Raw genomic sequence first — 16,309 nt, forward strand, 5'->3', positions numbered from 1 at the left:
TCGTTGACACACAGGCTTTTCACATCATGCGGTGGCGTAGATTAAACATGATGACAAGCGTTCCGCCCACCATCAGCAGCACGATAAGACTTGCAAAAAGAATGAGCTGGAGGTCTTCACGGACGGATTTGCGAAGATCGACGTGCATAAAATACCTGAAATGCGCAATACCCTGAAGCAGAGCCAGTCCAAAAACACTCCATAAAGTCACGGTCGGCGTTGCAAGTTGCCAGGCCACCAGGGCAAAGGCCAGGCAACTCAATATGAGTGCCAGCACCAATCCCTTTACATAGGACCGAAAGTCGTGCCGATAGTCGGACTGCGCTTTCACCGAATCAGCCCCTGCAGATAGACGACCGAAAAAATCGCGATCCAGATAATGTCCAGAAAGTGCCAAAAAAGGCCCAGTCGCAGCAGGTTGGTCTTTACCCCTGTGTCCCTGCCGAAAACCTTGAGCTGTGCCATCAACACGACGATCCAGATACAGCCCGCCGCGACATGCAGGCCGTGGGTAGATAGCAATGCAAAAAAAGCAGACAAAAATCCGCTGCGGCTGGGCACGGCTCCAATTTCAAACAGGGTCGAAAAGTCTCGGCCTTCCATGGCCAGAAATGCCAGCCCCAGCACCAGCGTCAAGACCAGCCAGATGACAAGCAGCTTTTGGCTGTGCTGATATTTCATCGCCAGTGAGGCCATGCCAAAACTGAAGCTGCTGAAAAGCAGGATCAGCGTCTGGACAAAGGCACTGCGCAACTCAAAAATTTCCGATGGAACCGGCCCACCAGCGGTCCCCGGCAACATCACGCCGTAAGTGGCCAACAACAGCGAAAACAACACGGCATCGCTCATCAGGAACACCCAAAAGCCAAACACGGTGCTTTCCACCCCGGCTTGCGTTGCCGTATCGTCGCCCTCAAGGTTGAGGCCTGCGTGCCTGAACTGACGGATGCTCATGGTTCTGCCCTCGCCAGGCCCTGATTGGACGCAGTGGTTTCGAGTTCGCGCGAAATGGCAACGCAATTGCCAACGCGCGTCAACCAGCCGGTGTGACTGCGGCAAACATCATCTGCCTTGATCACCTGCTGCGTGTTGCGCACAAAGCTTCTGGCGATGACGGCACCCCAAATCACAACGAAACCCAAAATGGCCAGCCACCAGATGTGCCAGACCAGTCCAAAACCGCAGGCAGTGCCGGCTACTGCGATGGCCGCGCCAATCGCACTGTTTTTGGGCAGCTCGATATCCGCGTAATGCGCGGCTGGCACATAGGCTTGTGCACGCAGCTTGCTTTGCCAGAATGCATCGCGGCCACTGATTTCAGGAAGAACGGCAAAGTTGTAGGCAGGTGGTGGCGCCGCAACCGACCATTCCAGTCCACGGCCATCCCACGGATCGCCCGCAGCAACCCGGTTTTGATCACGGCGCCGAATACTGACCCACAACTGGATAAACAGGCTGGCGAGGCCGCAAAACAGCACCAGTGCACCCACTGCCGCAACCAGCAACCATGGCCGATAGGCCGACTCGAAAAGCGCCTGGCTGCGGCGCGGCATGCCTTGCACTCCCAGCACGTAAAGCGGCATGAAAGCCAGATAAAAACCGGCTGACCAGCAAACAAAACCGATGCGCCCCCAGGTCTCGTCAAGCCGGAACCCGAACGCCTTGGGAAACCAGAACTGGTAACCCGCAAGCATGCCGAAGAGCAAACCGGGGATCAGCATGTTGTGAAAATGAGCCACTAAAAACACGGTGTTGTGCACCACATAGTCGAGCGGCGGCGTGGCCAGCATGATGCCGGTCATGCCGCCCAGCACGAAGGTCACGATGAACATTTGCGCGTACAGCATGGGCACGGTAAAACGGATACGCCCGCGAAACATGGTCAATATCCAGTCGTATACCTTGACACCTGTCGGAATGCCGATGGTCATGGTGGCTATGCCGAAGGCCGCGTTCATATTTGCGGTTTGGCCCATCGTGAAGAAATGATGCAGCCACACGGTGAAGGAAAGCACCGCAATGGCCATGGTGGCGTACACCAGCGACACATAGCCGTACAGGCGCTTGGTGGCAAACACCGGAATCACTTCCGAATACACACCAAAGGCCGGAAGAATCAGGATGTACACCTCGGGGTGGCCGAACAGCCAGAACAAGTTGGCATAGTTCATGATGTTGCCCCCCATGTCATTGGTGAAAAAATGCATGCCCAGGTAACGGTCAAGGGCCAGCATCGCGGTGGCGACCGTCAGGGGCGGCATCGCAAACAGCATCAGAATGCTGGTGCACAGTGCCGTCCAGCAAAACAGCGGCATGCGAAACAGCTGCATCCCCGGTGCGCGGTTTTTATAAATCGTCACCGCGAAATTGATGCCGGTCATCGTGGTGCCAAGGGAAGTGAGCGACACGGCCCAAATCCAGTAATCCGGACCGACGCCGGGACTGAATTCGATGCCGGTAAAGGGCGGGTAGCCGGTCCAGCCGCCGGTCGAAAACCTGCCCACCACCAGCGCCACCATGACCAGCGCAGCCCCTGAAGCGGTTAGTCCCAGACTGATTGAGTTGAGCAGCGGAAAGGCCACGTCGCGCGCGCCGATCTGAAGCGGCATCACATAGTTGATCAGGCCGGTCAAGAACGGCATCGCCACGAAGAAAATCATGACCGTGCCGTGCGTGCTGAAAAGTTGCGCAAAGTGTTCGGGCTCCAAAAACCCGGGGGCATTGATGGCCACTGCCTGTTGCAGCCGTATCAACACCGCTTCAACCAGCGCGCGGCTCAACATCACCATTGCCAGCACCACATACATGATGCCGATGCGCTTGTGGTCCAGGCTCGTCAGCCATTCAGACCAGACATAGCGCCATTTGCCATAACGCGTGACAAGACCGACGACTGTTAGCGCACCCAGTACCACCATACCGGCGGCCACGCTAGCCAGCAGGCTGTAAAAAGGCAAGGCGTCATAGCCCAGATTGCCAAATACCCAATGCCTCAACCCATAGGTTTCAGTCATTGGCTGTCATGGCCTGCATGGCCGTGCCGCCGTGGTGGTAGCGCGCGATGACCTTGTCAAAAAGACCCGGCTCGACTTTCGAGAAAAACAGCGGCGTGGGCGTCACTGATTTTTGGCTGAGCTCGGCGTATCTGGCGACGTCAAGCCGCGTGGGCAAAGCCTGTACGCGTGAAATCCATGCGCTGAATTCATCCGGTGAAACGGCAACGGCCTTGAACTTCTGATCTTGAAAACCCTTGCCGTTGTACTGCGTGTTTTCCCCGGTAAAAATTCCAGGCGCGTCCGATTTCAGGTTCAGTTCAGTGCGCATGCCAGCCATGGCATAAATTTGCCCACCAAGACGCGGAATCATCAATGACTGAAGCACCGTATCACTGGTGATCAGCAGCCGTATTGACTGGTCGACCGGAAAGACCAGCTCGTTTACGGTTGCAATGCGCTGGTCCGGATAGATGAACAACCACTTCCAGTCCAGTCCGACAACCTGGATTTCAAGCGCCGGTTTGTTGGAAGCAATGGCCCGGTACGGGTCAAGATGATGGGTTGCACGCCACACGAAAACGCTCAGCGTTGCAACAATGACGACCGGCACGCCCCAGATCAGAATTTCGAGCGGCCATGAAAATGTCCAGTTCGGCCGATAGAGGGCGCTGCGGTTTTTGTACCGATACCGCCAGGCAATCAGCGGCATCAAAATAAATACTGGAATGATGACCACCAGCATCAGCAAAATCACGTTGACGAACAGGTCGCGCTGTGATGCAGCGACAGGCCCGGCTGGATTTAAAAAGCCCAAGCCGATCGGAGTGCAGCCAGAAACCAGCAAACTTGCCAGCGCCACCGAAGCCCGCCGTACTGTCGTCGCCAGTAATTGATGTATTTTTTTACTCCTCAAAACGTCAAACATGCTGGCGGCCACGTCAATCAGGCTTCAACCGGGGCAGTGCGACCAAGGCATGCCGCCATGTCAAGCCGCTCTTCGTGGCTGTAGACCACCAGGTCCTGCCGGCGGGCAAAACCCACCAGCGTCATGCGAAGGCGCTGCGCCGTCCTGATGGCCAGCGCGGTCGGCGCCGAGACGGCAGCCAGCAGGGGCACACCCGCCGACGCCGCTTTTTGAACCATCTCGAAACTGGCGCGGCTGGTCACACAAATGAATCCGGTGGACGCGTTGACCTTGTTCAAAGCCAGCGCCCCAATCAGCTTGTCAAGCGCGTTGTGCCGTCCCACGTCCTCCCGCAGGCACACCACTTCGCCTTGCGGCGAACACCACGCGGCGGCATGGACGGCACCCGTGGCTTGCTGCAAGGCTTGCAGGGCCACAATGCCGGACATTGCCCGCGCCACCGCCAGGCGGCTGATGGGCGCTGTGTCCGGCAGAACCGGCAAATCACGCGCGACATGGTTCAGGCTTTCGGTGCCGCACAGGCCACAACCCGTGCGCCCTGCCAGCGAGCGACGGCGAGACTTGAGGCGCGCAAAGGCTGCACTTGCCACGTTGAGTTTGAGGGTGATACCCAGTTCAGACAACTCCTCGTCCACCGCATAAAGCTCGGCTGGCGCATCGATGATGCCCTCGCTCAGCGCAAATCCGAGCGCGAACTCGGCGAGATCCAGAGGCGTTGCCAACATCACCGCATGCGAGATGCCATTGAACTCCAGCGCCACCGGCACTTCGTCTGCCACCCAGTCATCGGCTTCAAACCCGGTGCCTTCCCGAAAGCCGCTTACCTGGCACTTCTGCGCTCCCTGGCAAGGTTGTTCAACCAAGCCATCGTCTTTCGCCAAAAAATTCTTGGTGAGCGGAGCCGGTACCGTCCCGAATAGTGATCGCTTTTGTTCGCATTGGTCCGGACCGGGCAGCGCCACCAGCAAATCGGCATTTTCACGCATATTTGTACGCCTTGCGCGGAAGAAAAACACGATTCGGGTACGACTGCATCGAAACCATTCTGGTCATGCGGGCAAAAGGGACTGTAGGAACGTGCCAGCTTGTTTTGTCGGAAGCCAGCGGCGAAGTGCATCAGTGCGTGAGAAGCTTCAAATTTGACATCGAAGGTGCTTGCGCCTTTCGGGACATCAAGGCATAAGACACATGATGGACATACCTCGCAGCACGCTCAAACCGGCCATGCGCCTGGCTTTAGGATGTGTTTTTCTCTGGTTTTTCATAGGCGGCATCGGCCATTTCGTTTTCACCGAAGCCGAAATGCGCATCGTGCCGCCCTATATTCCCTGGCCGCGCGGTGCCGTGCTGGCCAGCGGCGTATTCGAGCTGCTCGGCGCTGTCGGCCTGTTATGGCAGCCGACCCGTCGCCTTGCAGCCTGGGGACTGTTCGCCCTGACGCTGGCAGTGACACCGGCACATGTCTACATGCTGCAGCAGCCGGCGCTTTTTCCCTCTTTCCCCTATTGGGCACTGGTCTTGCGGCTGCCCTTGCAGGCGGCATTGCTCGCACTGATTGCCTGGATTGGGTCAAGACCTGTGCCGCCTGCTTCTTTTGTGGTGCCGCTTTTCCGGGTTTGATGCAGGATTCAGGCTGGCTGAATTCATGTTCTGGCTGATTTTTTGATGCATCAGGGCTGCAACCTGACCATGGGCGTAGCGTTCAGGCCGCACGGCAAACTGCTGCTGGCTCTGTCCAACACTGCAAAAAACATTGTTGGCAACCCGCCTGACGAGCCAGGCGCTCCATAGAAAAAATACACTGTACAAGTTCAGTTTTGATCCGACGGATTGGGAAGATACGCCATCAGGTTCGTTGAAACGGAAATAATCGGCATTGATTGAACGCATACGCAACCTGTCGTCCGCCGGGCGATGGGGTTGGTGAACGGGCTTTCATGCCAGCGCCTTTTTCCAACCTTTTAAACACCCCTCCATGCCCACCCACTCCACCCCGCTGGTAACCGACCTGCAAGTGATCCCCGTCGCCGGCCGCGACGCCATGCTGCTCAACCTGAGCGGCGCGCACGGCCCTTTCTTTACGCGCAACCTCCTGATCCTGACCGACAACGCCGGGAATACCGGTGTGGGCGAGGTGCCGGGCGGCGAGAAAATCCGCCAGACGCTGGAAGATGCCCGGGCACTGGTCGTCGGCCAGCCCATTGGCAGCTACCTGCGCGTACTCCAGCAGATGCACAGCCAGTTTGCCAACCGCGACAGCGGTGGGCGCGGGCTGCAGACCTTTGATTTGCGCACCACCATCCACGCCGTGACGGCCGTGGAGTCGGCGCTGCTCGACCTGCTGGGCCAGCACCTGGGCGTGCCAGTGGCCGCCTTGCTCGGCGAAGGCCAGCAGCGCGAAGCGGTCGAGATGCTCGGCTATCTGTTTTATGTCGGCGACCGCAGCCGGACCGGTCTGGCCTACAACAGCGAGCCTGACGCCGACAACGACTGGTCGCGCGTTCGCCATGAAACGGCGCTGACGCCCGAGGCCATCGTGCGCCAGGCCGAAGCGGCCCATGCGCGCTACGGCTTCAACGACTTCAAGCTCAAGGGCGGTGTGCTGCGTGGCGAGGAAGAAATCGAGGCCGTCACGGCGCTGCACGAGCGCTTCCCCCAAGCGCGGGTCACGCTCGACCCGAACGGCGGCTGGCTGCTGAAAGACGCGATTCGCCTGATGAAGGACATGAAGAACGTCGTCGCTTACGCCGAAGACCCGTGCGGCGCCGAGGACGGATTTTCAGGCCGTGAGGTGATGGCCGAATTCCGCCGCGCCACCGGCCTGCCCACGGCCACCAACATGATCGCCACCGACTGGCGCCAGCTGACGCATGCGCTGTCGCTGCAATCGGTGGACATTCCGCTGGCCGACCCGCACTTCTGGACCATGGCCGGCTCGGTGCGCGTGGCGCAGACCTGCCGCGACTGGGGGCTGACCTGGGGCTCGCATTCGAACAACCATTTCGACGTGTCGCTGGCCATGTTCACCCACGTCGCCTCTGCCGCGCCGGGCCGCGTCACGGCCATCGACACGCACTGGATCTGGCAGGACGGCCAGCGCCTGACGAAAGAGCCGCTGCAGATCGTCGGCGGTCTGGTTCAGGTGCCCCAGAAGCCCGGCCTGGGCGTCGCGCTGGACATGGCCGAGGTCGAAAAAGCCCATCAGCTGTACAAGCGGCACGGCCTGGGTTCTCGCGACGACGCAGCTGCCATGCAAAGCCTTATTCCCAACTGGACCTTCGACCCGAAACGCCCGGCGTTCGACCGATAAGCGCGCGCGCTTGCAGCCCGATCGAACCGCCTCCCAATCACGGCGCAGAAGGTAATCAGGGATTAATTGCTACAGTATTCATAGTTGCTTACGCACACTGTACATGCGCAAGCAGCCTTTTTGATACTGAAACTGTTATAGCGAAATAAAACCACTTCGCCTCAGCCAAAAGCACCGCTGGCCGCCTTGCGCCATGAACTCTTTTCCGGATTATCCAGTCGTTCATCACTGCGGGCCTGGCGGTTGACGTCACAAAGGCAAAAAGTTATATTACTAACCCATTAGTCAGTAATATAGAAATCACTTCATTGTCCACCGACACCTCCCCCACCCCGGGCGCCAAACGCGAGCGCCGCAAAGAGGCCCGGCCCGGCGAACTGCTCAACGCTGCGCTCGACCTGTTTGTTGAAAAAGGCTTTGCGGCCACCCGGGTGGAAGAAGTCGCGGCGCGTGCCGGCGTGTCCAAAGGCACGTTGTTCCTTTACTTTCCCAGCAAGGACGAGCTGTTCAAGGCGGTGGTGCGCGAAAGCATTTCAGGTCGCCTGGTCGAATGGAACAGCGACTTTGAAGCGTTCAAGGGCAGCAGCTGCGACATGCTGGCTTACTGCATGAACAGCTGGTGGGACCGGGTCGGCGCGACCAGGGCCTCGGGCCTGACCAAGCTGATGATGAGCGAGGCCGGCAACTTCCCGGACATTGCCGCCTTCTACCACCAGGAAGTCGTCCAGCCCGGCCATTCATTGATTCGCCGCATCCTGCAGCGCGGCATCGACCGCGGCGAATTTCGCAGCATGGATTTGGACTATGCGGTGTACAGCGTGGTCGCACCGATGGTCTTCATGATCCTGTCGCAGCATTCGATGGGGGTATGCATGCCCATCGATTGTCCACTCGATCCCCAAAAATACATCGCATCGCAGCTGGGCATTCTTCTGGACGGCATGCGCGCCGCGCCAGGCGACCCACAGGCCTGAAGCATGAAGCGCGCCATGCCAAGGGCGCTGGGCCTTGCGTTCACCAAATCCCGCTTTACCGGCGAACTGCAGGGCCTCACGGAGCGTGAAAGCGATTTCCGTCACGCCGACAGGGACAACTTGGCGCAAGGGCGCAAGGGCAGGTTCCGGGGTAAACCGTTGCCGGCAGCGAAAGCCCCTGCGCTCAATCCGCGTCAGAGTTAATGCATCGCACGCCGTCTAAAATCAGCGCCTGCGCTGCATGCCCTCTTCTTTTCAATACCACCGCCTCACCACCCATCTGCCATGAACTACGAACAAGCCCGCTTCAACATGATCGAGCAGCAAATCCGCCCCTGGGAAGTGCTGGACAGCCAGGTCCTGGCCCTGCTCGCCCTGGTCCGGCGCGAGGACTTTGTGCCACCGGCCTGCAAGGCACTGGCCTTTGTCGACATGGAAATCCCGTTGCCGCCACAGAACAATCCCAGCCAGTGCATGCTCGCGCCCAAGGTTGAAGCCCGGCTGCTGCAGGACCTGTCCGTGCAAAAACATGAAAAAGTGCTGGAGATCGGCACTGGCTCCGGCTACATGACCGCGCTGCTCGCGCACCGCGCCCAACAGGTCATCACGCTTGAAATCGAGCCTGCGCTGGCCGAAACCGCACGCCGCAATCTGCAAAAGGCTGGCATCTACAACGCCGAAGTGCGTCTGGCTGACGGCGCGGCCAACCTGGCCGAGACAGTGTCCGACAACGGCCCACTGCGCGGCCCGTTCGACGTGATCGTGCTCAGCGGCTCGGTCGCTGAAGTGCCGCCGTCGCTGCTTGACCTGCTCAAAGTCGGCGGCCGGCTGAGCGCCATCGTCGGCTACGAGCCGATGATGCGCGCCACGCTCATCACCCGCGTCGGCAAAGAATCGTTTCGCACCGCGCAAGCGTGGGACACGGTGGCGCCCCGGCTGCTCAATTTCCCCGAGCCGTCCAAATTCACTTTCTGACCCCCTGAACCCACCGCAAGGCCAGCCGAATGATTTCTCAACTCAATCCCTCCGACTTTGCCGCCTGGCGCGACCGTGTCGCTGCTGATCTGGCGCCAACCGTCCTTCCGGTGGTGCTGGACGTGCGCGAACCCTGGGAAGTGCAAACCGCATCGGTCCGGGAAGACGGCTTCAGCCTGCTGGCCCTGCCCATGCGCGAGGTTCCAGCGCGCCTGGCCGAACTGAAGGACATGCTCGGCACCGGGCATCCCATTGCCTGCCTGTGCCACCACGGCATGCGCAGCCAGCAGGTGGCCAACTACCTGGCGCAAGGCGGTTTTGCCGAAGTCGTCAACCTGCAGGGCGGCATCGACGCCTGGACGCAGCAGGTCGATCCATCGGTTCCTCGCTACTAGAAGGCCTGTTGGGCGGCTGTGGTGCGACACGGTGAACCGGGCCGCCGTCTTTGGCGCGTTGGCCACGCTGCGTTTTAATCCTTGATTCATTCAACCTCGGCAAGACTTTTATGACCCTGCTCACCCAATTGTCGGCACCCCGCCGGTCGATGCTTGCCGTTTCGGTCGCATTTTCGCTGGCAAGCCTGGCGCCACTGGCGCAGGCGCAGAGCCTGGTCGAGTTGTATGAATCAGCGCGTGCTTTTGACGCCACCTACCAGTCGGCCAAGCTGCAATACGACGCCAACCTGGCGCGTGCCGACCAGGCCCAGGCCGGCATATTGCCAAGCGCCGGCCTGTCTGCGGGTGCCTCGCGCATCAACATTGACAGCGCCACCGCCACGGCAGACCGCAGCACCAGCTTCAACACCCAAAACGCCACGCTGAGCGCCAGCCAGCCCTTGTACCGGCCGGGCAACTGGGCCAATTACGAGCAGGGTTTCCGGCAGGTTGACCTGGCGCGCGCCCAGCTGGAAGCCGCCGCGCAAGACCTGATCGTTCGCACCAGCCAGGCTTATTTTGACGTGCTGGCATCGCAGGACACGCTGGCTTTTGTGCGCGCGCAAAAGGAAGCGGTGAACGAGCAACTGGCCTTTGCCAAGCGCAATTTTGAAGTCGGCACATCGACCATCACCGACACCCGCGAAGCCCAGGCGCGCTTTGACTTGGTCCGCGCCCAGGAAATCGCCGCTGAAAACGACCTGCGCGTGCGCAAGATCGCGCTCGACCAGCTGGTCGGCATCACCGAATCGCAGCCCCGGCCCCTGGCCTTTCCCGTGAACCTTCCCGATGTGGTGCCGGCGGATGTCAACACCTGGGTCAGCCAGTCCGAAGGGCTCAACCCCGCGATTCGCCAGGCGCGCAGCAATGCCGAGATTGCCGACCTGGAAATCAGGAAAGCAGAAGCCGGCCACAAACCGACGCTGGACGCCACCGCCAGCTACAACGTCACCAAAAATCCGTCGAATACCGTGGTGCAGTCCGGCATTTCCTCGCGTGCCAACACCGGCAGCGTCGGCCTGCTGCTCAATGTGCCGCTGTTTGCCGGTTTCTCGACACAAAACCGCATCCGCGAAACACTGGCGCTGCGCGACAAGGCGCTGAGCGACCTTGAAGGCACGCGGCGCAGCGTGTCGCAAAACGTGCGCACTGCCTACTTTGGTGTGCAATCGGGCCAGGGCCAGGTCCGTGCGCTGGAAGCCGCCGAACTGTCCAGCCAGAGCGCGCTGGACGCCAACAAGCTCGGTTACCAGGTCGGCGTGCGCATCAACATCGACGTGCTGAACGCCCAAAGCCAGCTGTTCCAGACCAAGCGCGACCTGGCACAGGCGCGCTACAACGTGCTGCTCGGCGGATTGCGGCTGCGCCAGGCCAGCGGCACGCTGACGCCCGGGGATTTGCAGCAGGTCAATGGCTTGCTGACCCGCTGATTCACTACTGAATCCATAGCTGCTTGCGTCCACCACGCCTGCGCAAAGCCTTGATTTTTTAAAAATCAGTGACTGCTCAGGTCGCTTGTCAGGTCAAGGCGCAATGACAGGGGTTTCTGCCATCCCGGCCCCGGATCAAGCCCGGGGTTTCAGCACCTGGGAACCAAGCCGTCTCCCCAGCAGGGTCATGGGTTGCGGATTTCCGGATCGAGTCCGGGGCAGTCTGATTTTGGAGACCTTGAAGTGCACCCGAAAATACGCATTTACTCATTCGCCCATTCGCTCCTGGGCATCACCTGCGCGCCTGCGCTGGCCCGCGCCGGCACCATCGGCTGAGCTGTGCGCCATCGTTTTAAACAGCCAACAACCGTTGTTGCATCCAATAGACCTCTGGCACAGGCGCGGTCTGCGCAGGCAGCCCTGCATTCGATGGTAAAAACGGGCAGATGCCTTGAATGCCAAGACCAACGGTCAGGGTGGTTTCGCTCAACCGGAAGTTTGAAGCCAAAAACAGTTGTGGTTTCCCCGTCCGGCGCACTTTGCGTTCGCGCCAGCAACGCCAGCCCCGCTTCGGCCAATAAGGGACTGCAGATCGTGCGCCAGTCCTACAGCCGTTTTGATCTGGCCTCGTTAAGCTGGCGAGGAACAAAAAAATGCACATCGGGTGCGTTCAAATTCATCCAAAGGATCACCATGAAATACGCATTGCTCTCAGCCGCCCTTGTCATGACGCTGGGCCTCGCAGCCTGCGAAAAAACCGTCGTTACCCAGCCAGGCCCGGCAGGAGCGACCGGCGCAACGGGTTCCACGGGCAGCACCGGCGCGACCGGCTCCAGCGGCGCCACAGGGGCCACCGGCTCGACAGGCGCTGCCGGGAAAACCGGCGACGCGCCTGCCAAATAAGGCTTTGGCAACGCTGCGTGCAGATGCTCGCATACCAACCATTCCCTTGGGATGACGATTAAGAGAACTCGAGCTTTTCTCTCCCTCCGGTTTTACAGCCAGGGGGATTTTTTTTGCCTGTAATCTGGCAGCACCCGCGGGGCCAGGGCCTTGTCCGGAAATGCCAGGCCCGAGGCCATGGCGTTTGCAAATCTGCCCTGGTACTTCTGCCAGGCTACAGGAAGGCCTGCAGCGCTGTTGCCGTGCGGGCCATGGCGCCCTGGTTTTGCGCGGCAAATGCCAGCCCGGCGTTCACCGCCTTCCCCAGCGCGGCCTGATCGTTGATCAGCCCCAGCCCGGCTTGCACTGCTTGCGCCATGCCCTCTACGCGCAGCGCCGCGCCCTCGGCCTCGGCCAGTTCCGCCGCTTCGGTGAAATTGAAGGTGTGCGGTCCCATCACCACCGGGCAGCCGCAGGCGGCGGCTTCGATCAGGTTCTGCCCGCCCAGCGGCGCAAAGCTGCCACCCAGCAGGGCCGCGTCGCCCAGGCCGTAGTACAGCGCCATCTCGCCCAGCGAATCGCCGAGCCAGACCTCGGCGGCCATGGCTGCTTCACTGTCGGCGGGGCTGCCCTGCCAGCTGGAACGGCGCGACACACGCAAGCCGTGCTGCACGACCAGCGCGGCCACTTCGTCAAAGCGTTGCGGGTGGCGCGGGACGATCAGTGCCTGGAAGGCAATGGGCAATGGGTTTGCTACTGAATTCATAGCTGATTGCGACCGTCCCGCCTGCGCAAAAGCACTTATTTGCTTGAGAAAATCGTCTTCTTCGCCTTCCCGCGAGCTGGCGAACATGAGTACCGGACGCGCCAGTGTTTCGCGCCACACCCGGCCCTTGGTCAGCAGGGCGGCATCCGGCGTGGCGTCGAACTTCAGGTTGCCAAACACGCCCGCGACGGGCGCGCCCAACTGGCAAAAACGCTCGGCATCGGCTTGCGTCTGCGCATACACGGCCGACAGCGCGCCATAAGCCGGCAACGCCAGCGCCGCCCATCGATGCGCCTGATTCAGCGACTTGGCCGACAGCCGGCCGTTGACGAGCACCAGCGGCATGCCGCGTCGTTTGGATTCGGCCACGGTGTTCGGCCAGAGTTCAGTTTCCATCAGCAGGCCCAGCCGCGGCTTGAAGTGGCTGAAGAAGCGCTTGACGGCCATTGGGCTGTCCCAGGGCTGCCAGACCTGTACGTCACCGGGCCGGCCAATGGACTGGAGCAGCGCCCTGCCCTCTTCGCGGCCGGTGGCGGTGCCGTGCGTGAGCAGCAAACGCAGCGCGGGATGCTGGGCACGCAAGGCCTTGAGCAGCACGGCGGCGGTCCGGGTTTCGCCCAGCGACACGGCATGCACCCAGACCAGTTCGGACGCCATCTCAGGCGGCTGGTGGTAGTGGCCAAAGCGTTCATCGACCGCTTCCCGGTAGCCCGGCTCCTGCCGCCCGCGCCGCGCCAGTTTGCGCCGCAGCAGTGGTTGGCCAAGCGTCATGAGCACCGAATACAGCGCGCGCGCCCAGCCGCTCATGCGCCGTCAGTCTCGCACGACGACCATTCCAGGACTTGGGATGGCCGTTCCTGCGCCCCTTGCACGGTGTCCAGGCAGCCCAGCCAGGCCTGCCAGACCTGATCCACGCCAGGCGCGGGCGCGGCATACACGCTGACTTGTCGACCGCTGGCCGCGTCGGGGCCGGTGCGCCAGGCGGTGTCGAAGTTGTACAGCTGCACATGCGGCAGGTCCAGCGCCACGGCGATGTGGCTGACGCCGCTGTCCACGCCGATGACGCCGGCGCACTGGGCCAGCTCGTGCGTCAGCGCATCGAGCGGCAGCAGCGGCAGGGCAACGGCATGGCCGGGCGCGCGTTCGTTGAGCACCCGGGCAATTGCCTGGCTCTTGAGCTTCTCTTTTTCATTGCCGTGGGCCAGCGCGACCTGGTAGCCGGCGGCATTCAGGCGATGGCCCAGGGCCGTCCAGTGGTCCAGCGGCCATTCCTTGTCAGCACGCGATGTGCCATGCACGAAAGCCACCCTGTTTGCTATTTTTTCAGTCGCTGAATGCGTCCATCCTGATTGCGCAAGTTGCCGTTTCAGCCCGTAATCGGGGCTGGGCGCAAGGGAATAGCCCAGCGCCCGGGCCGCCAGTTCGCGCGAGCGCTGCACGGCGTGGATGTGCGGCTGGATGCGTATCGCCACGTCGGCCACCCAGCGCGTCGGGGCTTCGTAGCCGGAACCGTCGGTCTGGTTACCCAGCGCATAACGCTTGCCGCCGGGCGCCAGCCGCGCCAGCCAGGCCACCACGGCGGATTTGGTCAGGCCCTGCAGGTCGATGATGGCGTCGTACTCGGTCTGCCGCAGGTCGGCCTTGAAGGCGTTCCACTGCTGGCGCGTGGCTGCCGACAGCGGCGACTTGCGCCAGCGCCGGATTTCGCACGGGATGATGCGCCGCACGCCGTGGTGCAGCGCCAGCACGGGCGCAAACGATTGTTCAACCACCCAGTCGATCTGCGCGCCCGGCAGGGCCGCGAGTAGGTCCTGCACCACCGGCAGGGCATGCACGACATCGCCGAGAGATGACAGCTTGACGAGAAGGATTCGAACCCCCACGCTCCCCGCTTCGCGTGGTTCGCTGCCCCCCGAGGGGGCTGCTGCGCCTGTGGCCCGGCAAAGCCGGTTCCACGGCCCTGACTGGACTGGAGAAGGTCCCTCCACGCTCCCTGCGGCCTGTATTGCGCTGTGCACTTCTATATTCAATGCGCTGGCGCGGCAAACACCGCATCGGGTTTGACGCTGCGCAGCAGTACCAGCATGTCGGCCTGGATGCGGTCCAGCGCCGCCTGCGTCTGGCCCTCGAAGCGCAGCACCAGCACTGGCGTGGTGTTGGAGGCGCGAATCAGGCCAAAGCCGTCCGGCCAGTCCACGCGCACGCCGTCGATGGTCGTGACCTTGGCCGGCGCGTCGAACAGAGCCCCCACGCTCCCCGCTTCGCGTGGTTCGCTGCCCCCCGAGGGGGCTGTGCTTGCTTGGGGCGACCCGGCGCTGCGCACGGCCTCATTTGCCATGCCAACCATTTTTGCCACGGCCGTGTGCTGCTCGCCTTCGGCACAGGGCACGTTCAGCTCGGGCGTGCTGAAGCTGGTCGGCAGGCTGTTGAGCAGCACGCCGGCGTCCGCCGCCTTGCTGACGATTTCCAGCAGCCGGCAGCCGGCGTAGGTGCCGTCGTCAAAACCGAACCAGCGCTCCTTGAAAAAGATGTGGCCGCTCATCTCGCCACCCAGCGGTGAATCGACTTCTTTCATCTTGGCCTTGATCAGCGAATGGCCAGTCTTGTACATCAGCGGCACGCCGCCGGCCGCTTCAATCTCGGGCGCCAGGCGCTGCGAGCATTTCACGTCATAAACAATCGTGCCGCCCGGCACGCGGCTCAGCACGTCTCTGGCAAACAGCATCATCTGGCGGTCGGGGTAGATGTTCTGGCCGTCCTTGGTGACGATGCCCAGGCGGTCGCCGTCGCCGTCAAAGGCCAGACCGAGTTCGGCGTCACCGGCCTGCAGCGCCTGGATCAGGTCCTGCAGGTTTTCGGGTTTGCTCGGGTCGGGATGGTGGTTGGGAAAGTTGCCATCGACCTCGCTGAACAGTTCGGTCACTTCGCAGCCGATGGCGCGGAAAATATCCGGGGCCGTGGCGCCGGCAATGCCGTTGCCGCAATCGACCACCACCTTCATCGGCCGCGCCAGCTGGATGTCGGACACGATGCGCGTTTGGTAGGCGTCGGTGACATCGACACGGCGCACGCTGCCGCTGTCCTTGAGCGCCCAGGTTTCGCCCTCCATCATGGCGCGGATCGCCTGGATGTCGTCACCGTAGATGGCGCGCCCGGCCATGACCATCTTGAAGCCGTTGTAGTCCTTGGGGTTGTGGCTGCCGGTGACCTGGATGCCGCTGCTGCACAGCGTGTTGGCGGCGAAGTACAGCATCGGCGTGGTGACCATGCCGACATCGATCACTTCGATGCCGACCGCCTGCAGGCCGCGCATCAGTGCAGCGCTGAGCGACGGGCCGCTGAGCCGGCCGTCACGGCCCACGGCCACGGTGGTTTCGCCCTGCGCCAGTGCGATCGTGCCAAAGGCCTTGCCAATGCCCTCGGCAACCGCTTCGGTCACGGTGCTGGGGACGACGCCCCGGATGTCATAGGCCTTGAAGATCGAAGCGGCTACTTGCATGGTGGGGCTCTTTTTGAAGTGTTGTTGATGGTGATGGCGCGACAGGGCCGGAGTGCAGGAAAAGGAAAAACACTGCCTGGAAATTTTAAACAGCGTCTGTCACCGCGAGGAAACCGCA

The 16,309-nt window shown here is 61.5% G+C and carries 16 protein-coding genes; 8 read left to right on the forward strand and 8 right to left on the reverse strand.

What is annotated here, in order from left to right; genetic code table 11:
• Positions 1–19: 19 nt before the first annotated feature.
• From IWX85_RS04665 to fdhD, 5 genes are read right to left on the reverse strand one after another with little or no spacing between them, the layout of a single operon-like run.
• Positions 20–331: a cytochrome C oxidase subunit IV family protein gene (locus IWX85_RS04665; RefSeq protein WP_196868912.1), complete on the reverse strand. Its 312-nt coding sequence runs from the start codon at positions 329–331 to the stop codon at positions 20–22.
• Positions 328–954, reverse strand: coding sequence for a cytochrome c oxidase subunit 3 (locus IWX85_RS04670; RefSeq protein ID WP_036809725.1), 627 nt, complete (start codon positions 952–954; stop codon positions 328–330). Before IWX85_RS04670 ends, IWX85_RS04665 begins: the two co-directional genes overlap by 4 nt.
• Positions 951–3,014, reverse strand: coding sequence for a cbb3-type cytochrome c oxidase subunit I (locus tag IWX85_RS04675; RefSeq protein ID WP_196868913.1), 2,064 nt, complete (start codon positions 3,012–3,014; stop codon positions 951–953). The genes IWX85_RS04670 and IWX85_RS04675 overlap by 4 nt, the downstream gene beginning before the upstream one ends.
• A complete protein-coding gene (locus IWX85_RS04680) occupies positions 3,007–3,933 on the reverse strand; it encodes a COX aromatic rich motif-containing protein (RefSeq protein WP_196868914.1) in 927 nt (308 codons plus the stop codon). The genes IWX85_RS04675 and IWX85_RS04680 overlap by 8 nt, the downstream gene beginning before the upstream one ends.
• A 5-nt stretch (positions 3,934–3,938) precedes the next feature.
• Positions 3,939–4,784: a formate dehydrogenase accessory sulfurtransferase FdhD gene (gene fdhD / locus IWX85_RS04685; protein ID WP_231379538.1), complete on the reverse strand. Its 846-nt coding sequence runs from the start codon at positions 4,782–4,784 to the stop codon at positions 3,939–3,941.
• Positions 4,785–5,109: 325 nt separating this feature from the next.
• Here fdhD and IWX85_RS04690 point away from each other — a divergent pair, with 325 nt between their 5' ends.
• From IWX85_RS04690 to IWX85_RS04725, 8 genes are all read left to right on the forward strand, one after another.
• Entirely contained in the window at positions 5,110–5,541 is a 432-nt protein-coding gene (locus IWX85_RS04690) for a MauE/DoxX family redox-associated membrane protein (RefSeq protein ID WP_231379539.1), read from the forward strand.
• Positions 5,542–5,896: 355 nt separating this feature from the next.
• Entirely contained in the window at positions 5,897–7,231 is a 1,335-nt protein-coding gene (gene gudD, locus IWX85_RS04695) for a glucarate dehydratase (protein ID WP_196868916.1), read from the forward strand.
• A 299-nt stretch (positions 7,232–7,530) separates the two neighbouring features.
• Positions 7,531–8,205: a TetR/AcrR family transcriptional regulator gene (locus IWX85_RS04700; protein WP_370584223.1), complete on the forward strand. Its 675-nt coding sequence runs from the start codon at positions 7,531–7,533 to the stop codon at positions 8,203–8,205.
• 3 nt (positions 8,206–8,208) lie between these two features.
• The gene (locus IWX85_RS04705) at positions 8,209–8,409 is read left to right on the forward strand and encodes a hypothetical protein (protein ID WP_196868917.1); all 201 of its coding nucleotides are present in this window, start codon (positions 8,209–8,211) and stop codon (positions 8,407–8,409) included.
• A gap of 81 nt (positions 8,410–8,490) precedes the next feature.
• Positions 8,491–9,180: a protein-L-isoaspartate O-methyltransferase gene (locus IWX85_RS04710; protein ID WP_036809712.1), complete on the forward strand. Its 690-nt coding sequence runs from the start codon at positions 8,491–8,493 to the stop codon at positions 9,178–9,180.
• Positions 9,181–9,209: 29 nt separating this feature from the next.
• Complete coding sequence (locus IWX85_RS04715; RefSeq protein ID WP_036809709.1) at positions 9,210–9,575, forward strand: rhodanese-like domain-containing protein; 366 nt, start codon at positions 9,210–9,212, stop codon at positions 9,573–9,575.
• A gap of 110 nt (positions 9,576–9,685) precedes the next feature.
• The gene (locus IWX85_RS04720; protein WP_196868918.1) at positions 9,686–11,044 is read left to right on the forward strand and encodes a TolC family outer membrane protein; all 1,359 of its coding nucleotides are present in this window, start codon (positions 9,686–9,688) and stop codon (positions 11,042–11,044) included.
• A 693-nt stretch (positions 11,045–11,737) separates the two neighbouring features.
• On the forward strand, positions 11,738–11,947 hold the full coding sequence (locus IWX85_RS04725; protein WP_196868919.1) for a collagen-like protein: 210 nt from the start codon (positions 11,738–11,740) through the stop codon (positions 11,945–11,947).
• 214 nt (positions 11,948–12,161) lie between these two features.
• Here IWX85_RS04725 and IWX85_RS04730 read toward each other — a convergent pair whose 3' ends face one another.
• The 3 genes from IWX85_RS04730 to IWX85_RS04740 form a co-directional block, all read right to left on the reverse strand.
• Positions 12,162–13,499 (reverse strand): 3-deoxy-D-manno-octulosonic acid transferase, encoded by a 1,338-nt coding sequence (locus IWX85_RS04730; protein ID WP_196868920.1) that lies wholly within the window; start codon positions 13,497–13,499, stop codon positions 12,162–12,164.
• Positions 13,496–14,575 (reverse strand): lipopolysaccharide heptosyltransferase I, encoded by a 1,080-nt coding sequence (gene waaC, locus IWX85_RS04735; protein ID WP_196868921.1) that lies wholly within the window; start codon positions 14,573–14,575, stop codon positions 13,496–13,498. Before waaC ends, IWX85_RS04730 begins: the two co-directional genes overlap by 4 nt.
• A 143-nt stretch (positions 14,576–14,718) precedes the next feature.
• Entirely contained in the window at positions 14,719–16,191 is a 1,473-nt protein-coding gene (locus tag IWX85_RS04740) for a phosphomannomutase/phosphoglucomutase (RefSeq protein WP_196868922.1), read from the reverse strand.
• Positions 16,192–16,309: the final 118 nt, after the last annotated feature.

The organism is Polaromonas sp. CG_9.11 (genome assembly GCF_015752225.1).
Taxonomy (GTDB): domain Bacteria; phylum Pseudomonadota; class Gammaproteobacteria; order Burkholderiales; family Burkholderiaceae_C; genus Polaromonas.

Bases quoted from the DNA above. Each gene is read 5' to 3' on its own strand.
- IWX85_RS04725 (WP_196868919.1), top strand. From the start codon at position 11,738: ATGAAATACGCATTGCTCTCAGCCGCCCTTGTCATGACGCTGGGCCTC.
- IWX85_RS04705 (WP_196868917.1), top strand. From the start codon at position 8,209: ATGAAGCGCGCCATGCCAAGGGCGCTGGGCCTTGCGTTCACCAAATCC.
- IWX85_RS04675 (WP_196868913.1), bottom strand. From the start codon at position 3,014: ATGACTGAAACCTATGGGTTGAGGCATTGGGTATTTGGCAATCTGGGC.
- IWX85_RS04670 (WP_036809725.1), bottom strand. From the start codon at position 954: ATGAGCATCCGTCAGTTCAGGCACGCAGGCCTCAACCTTGAGGGCGAC.
- IWX85_RS04740 (WP_196868922.1), bottom strand. From the start codon at position 16,191: ATGCAAGTAGCCGCTTCGATCTTCAAGGCCTATGACATCCGGGGCGTC.
- IWX85_RS04710 (WP_036809712.1), top strand. From the start codon at position 8,491: ATGAACTACGAACAAGCCCGCTTCAACATGATCGAGCAGCAAATCCGC.
- IWX85_RS04715 (WP_036809709.1), top strand. From the start codon at position 9,210: ATGATTTCTCAACTCAATCCCTCCGACTTTGCCGCCTGGCGCGACCGT.
- IWX85_RS04720 (WP_196868918.1), top strand. From the start codon at position 9,686: ATGACCCTGCTCACCCAATTGTCGGCACCCCGCCGGTCGATGCTTGCC.
- gudD (WP_196868916.1), top strand. From the start codon at position 5,897: ATGCCCACCCACTCCACCCCGCTGGTAACCGACCTGCAAGTGATCCCC.
- IWX85_RS04690 (WP_231379539.1), top strand. From the start codon at position 5,110: ATGATGGACATACCTCGCAGCACGCTCAAACCGGCCATGCGCCTGGCT.
- IWX85_RS04730 (WP_196868920.1), bottom strand. From the start codon at position 13,499: ATGAGCGGCTGGGCGCGCGCGCTGTATTCGGTGCTCATGACGCTTGGC.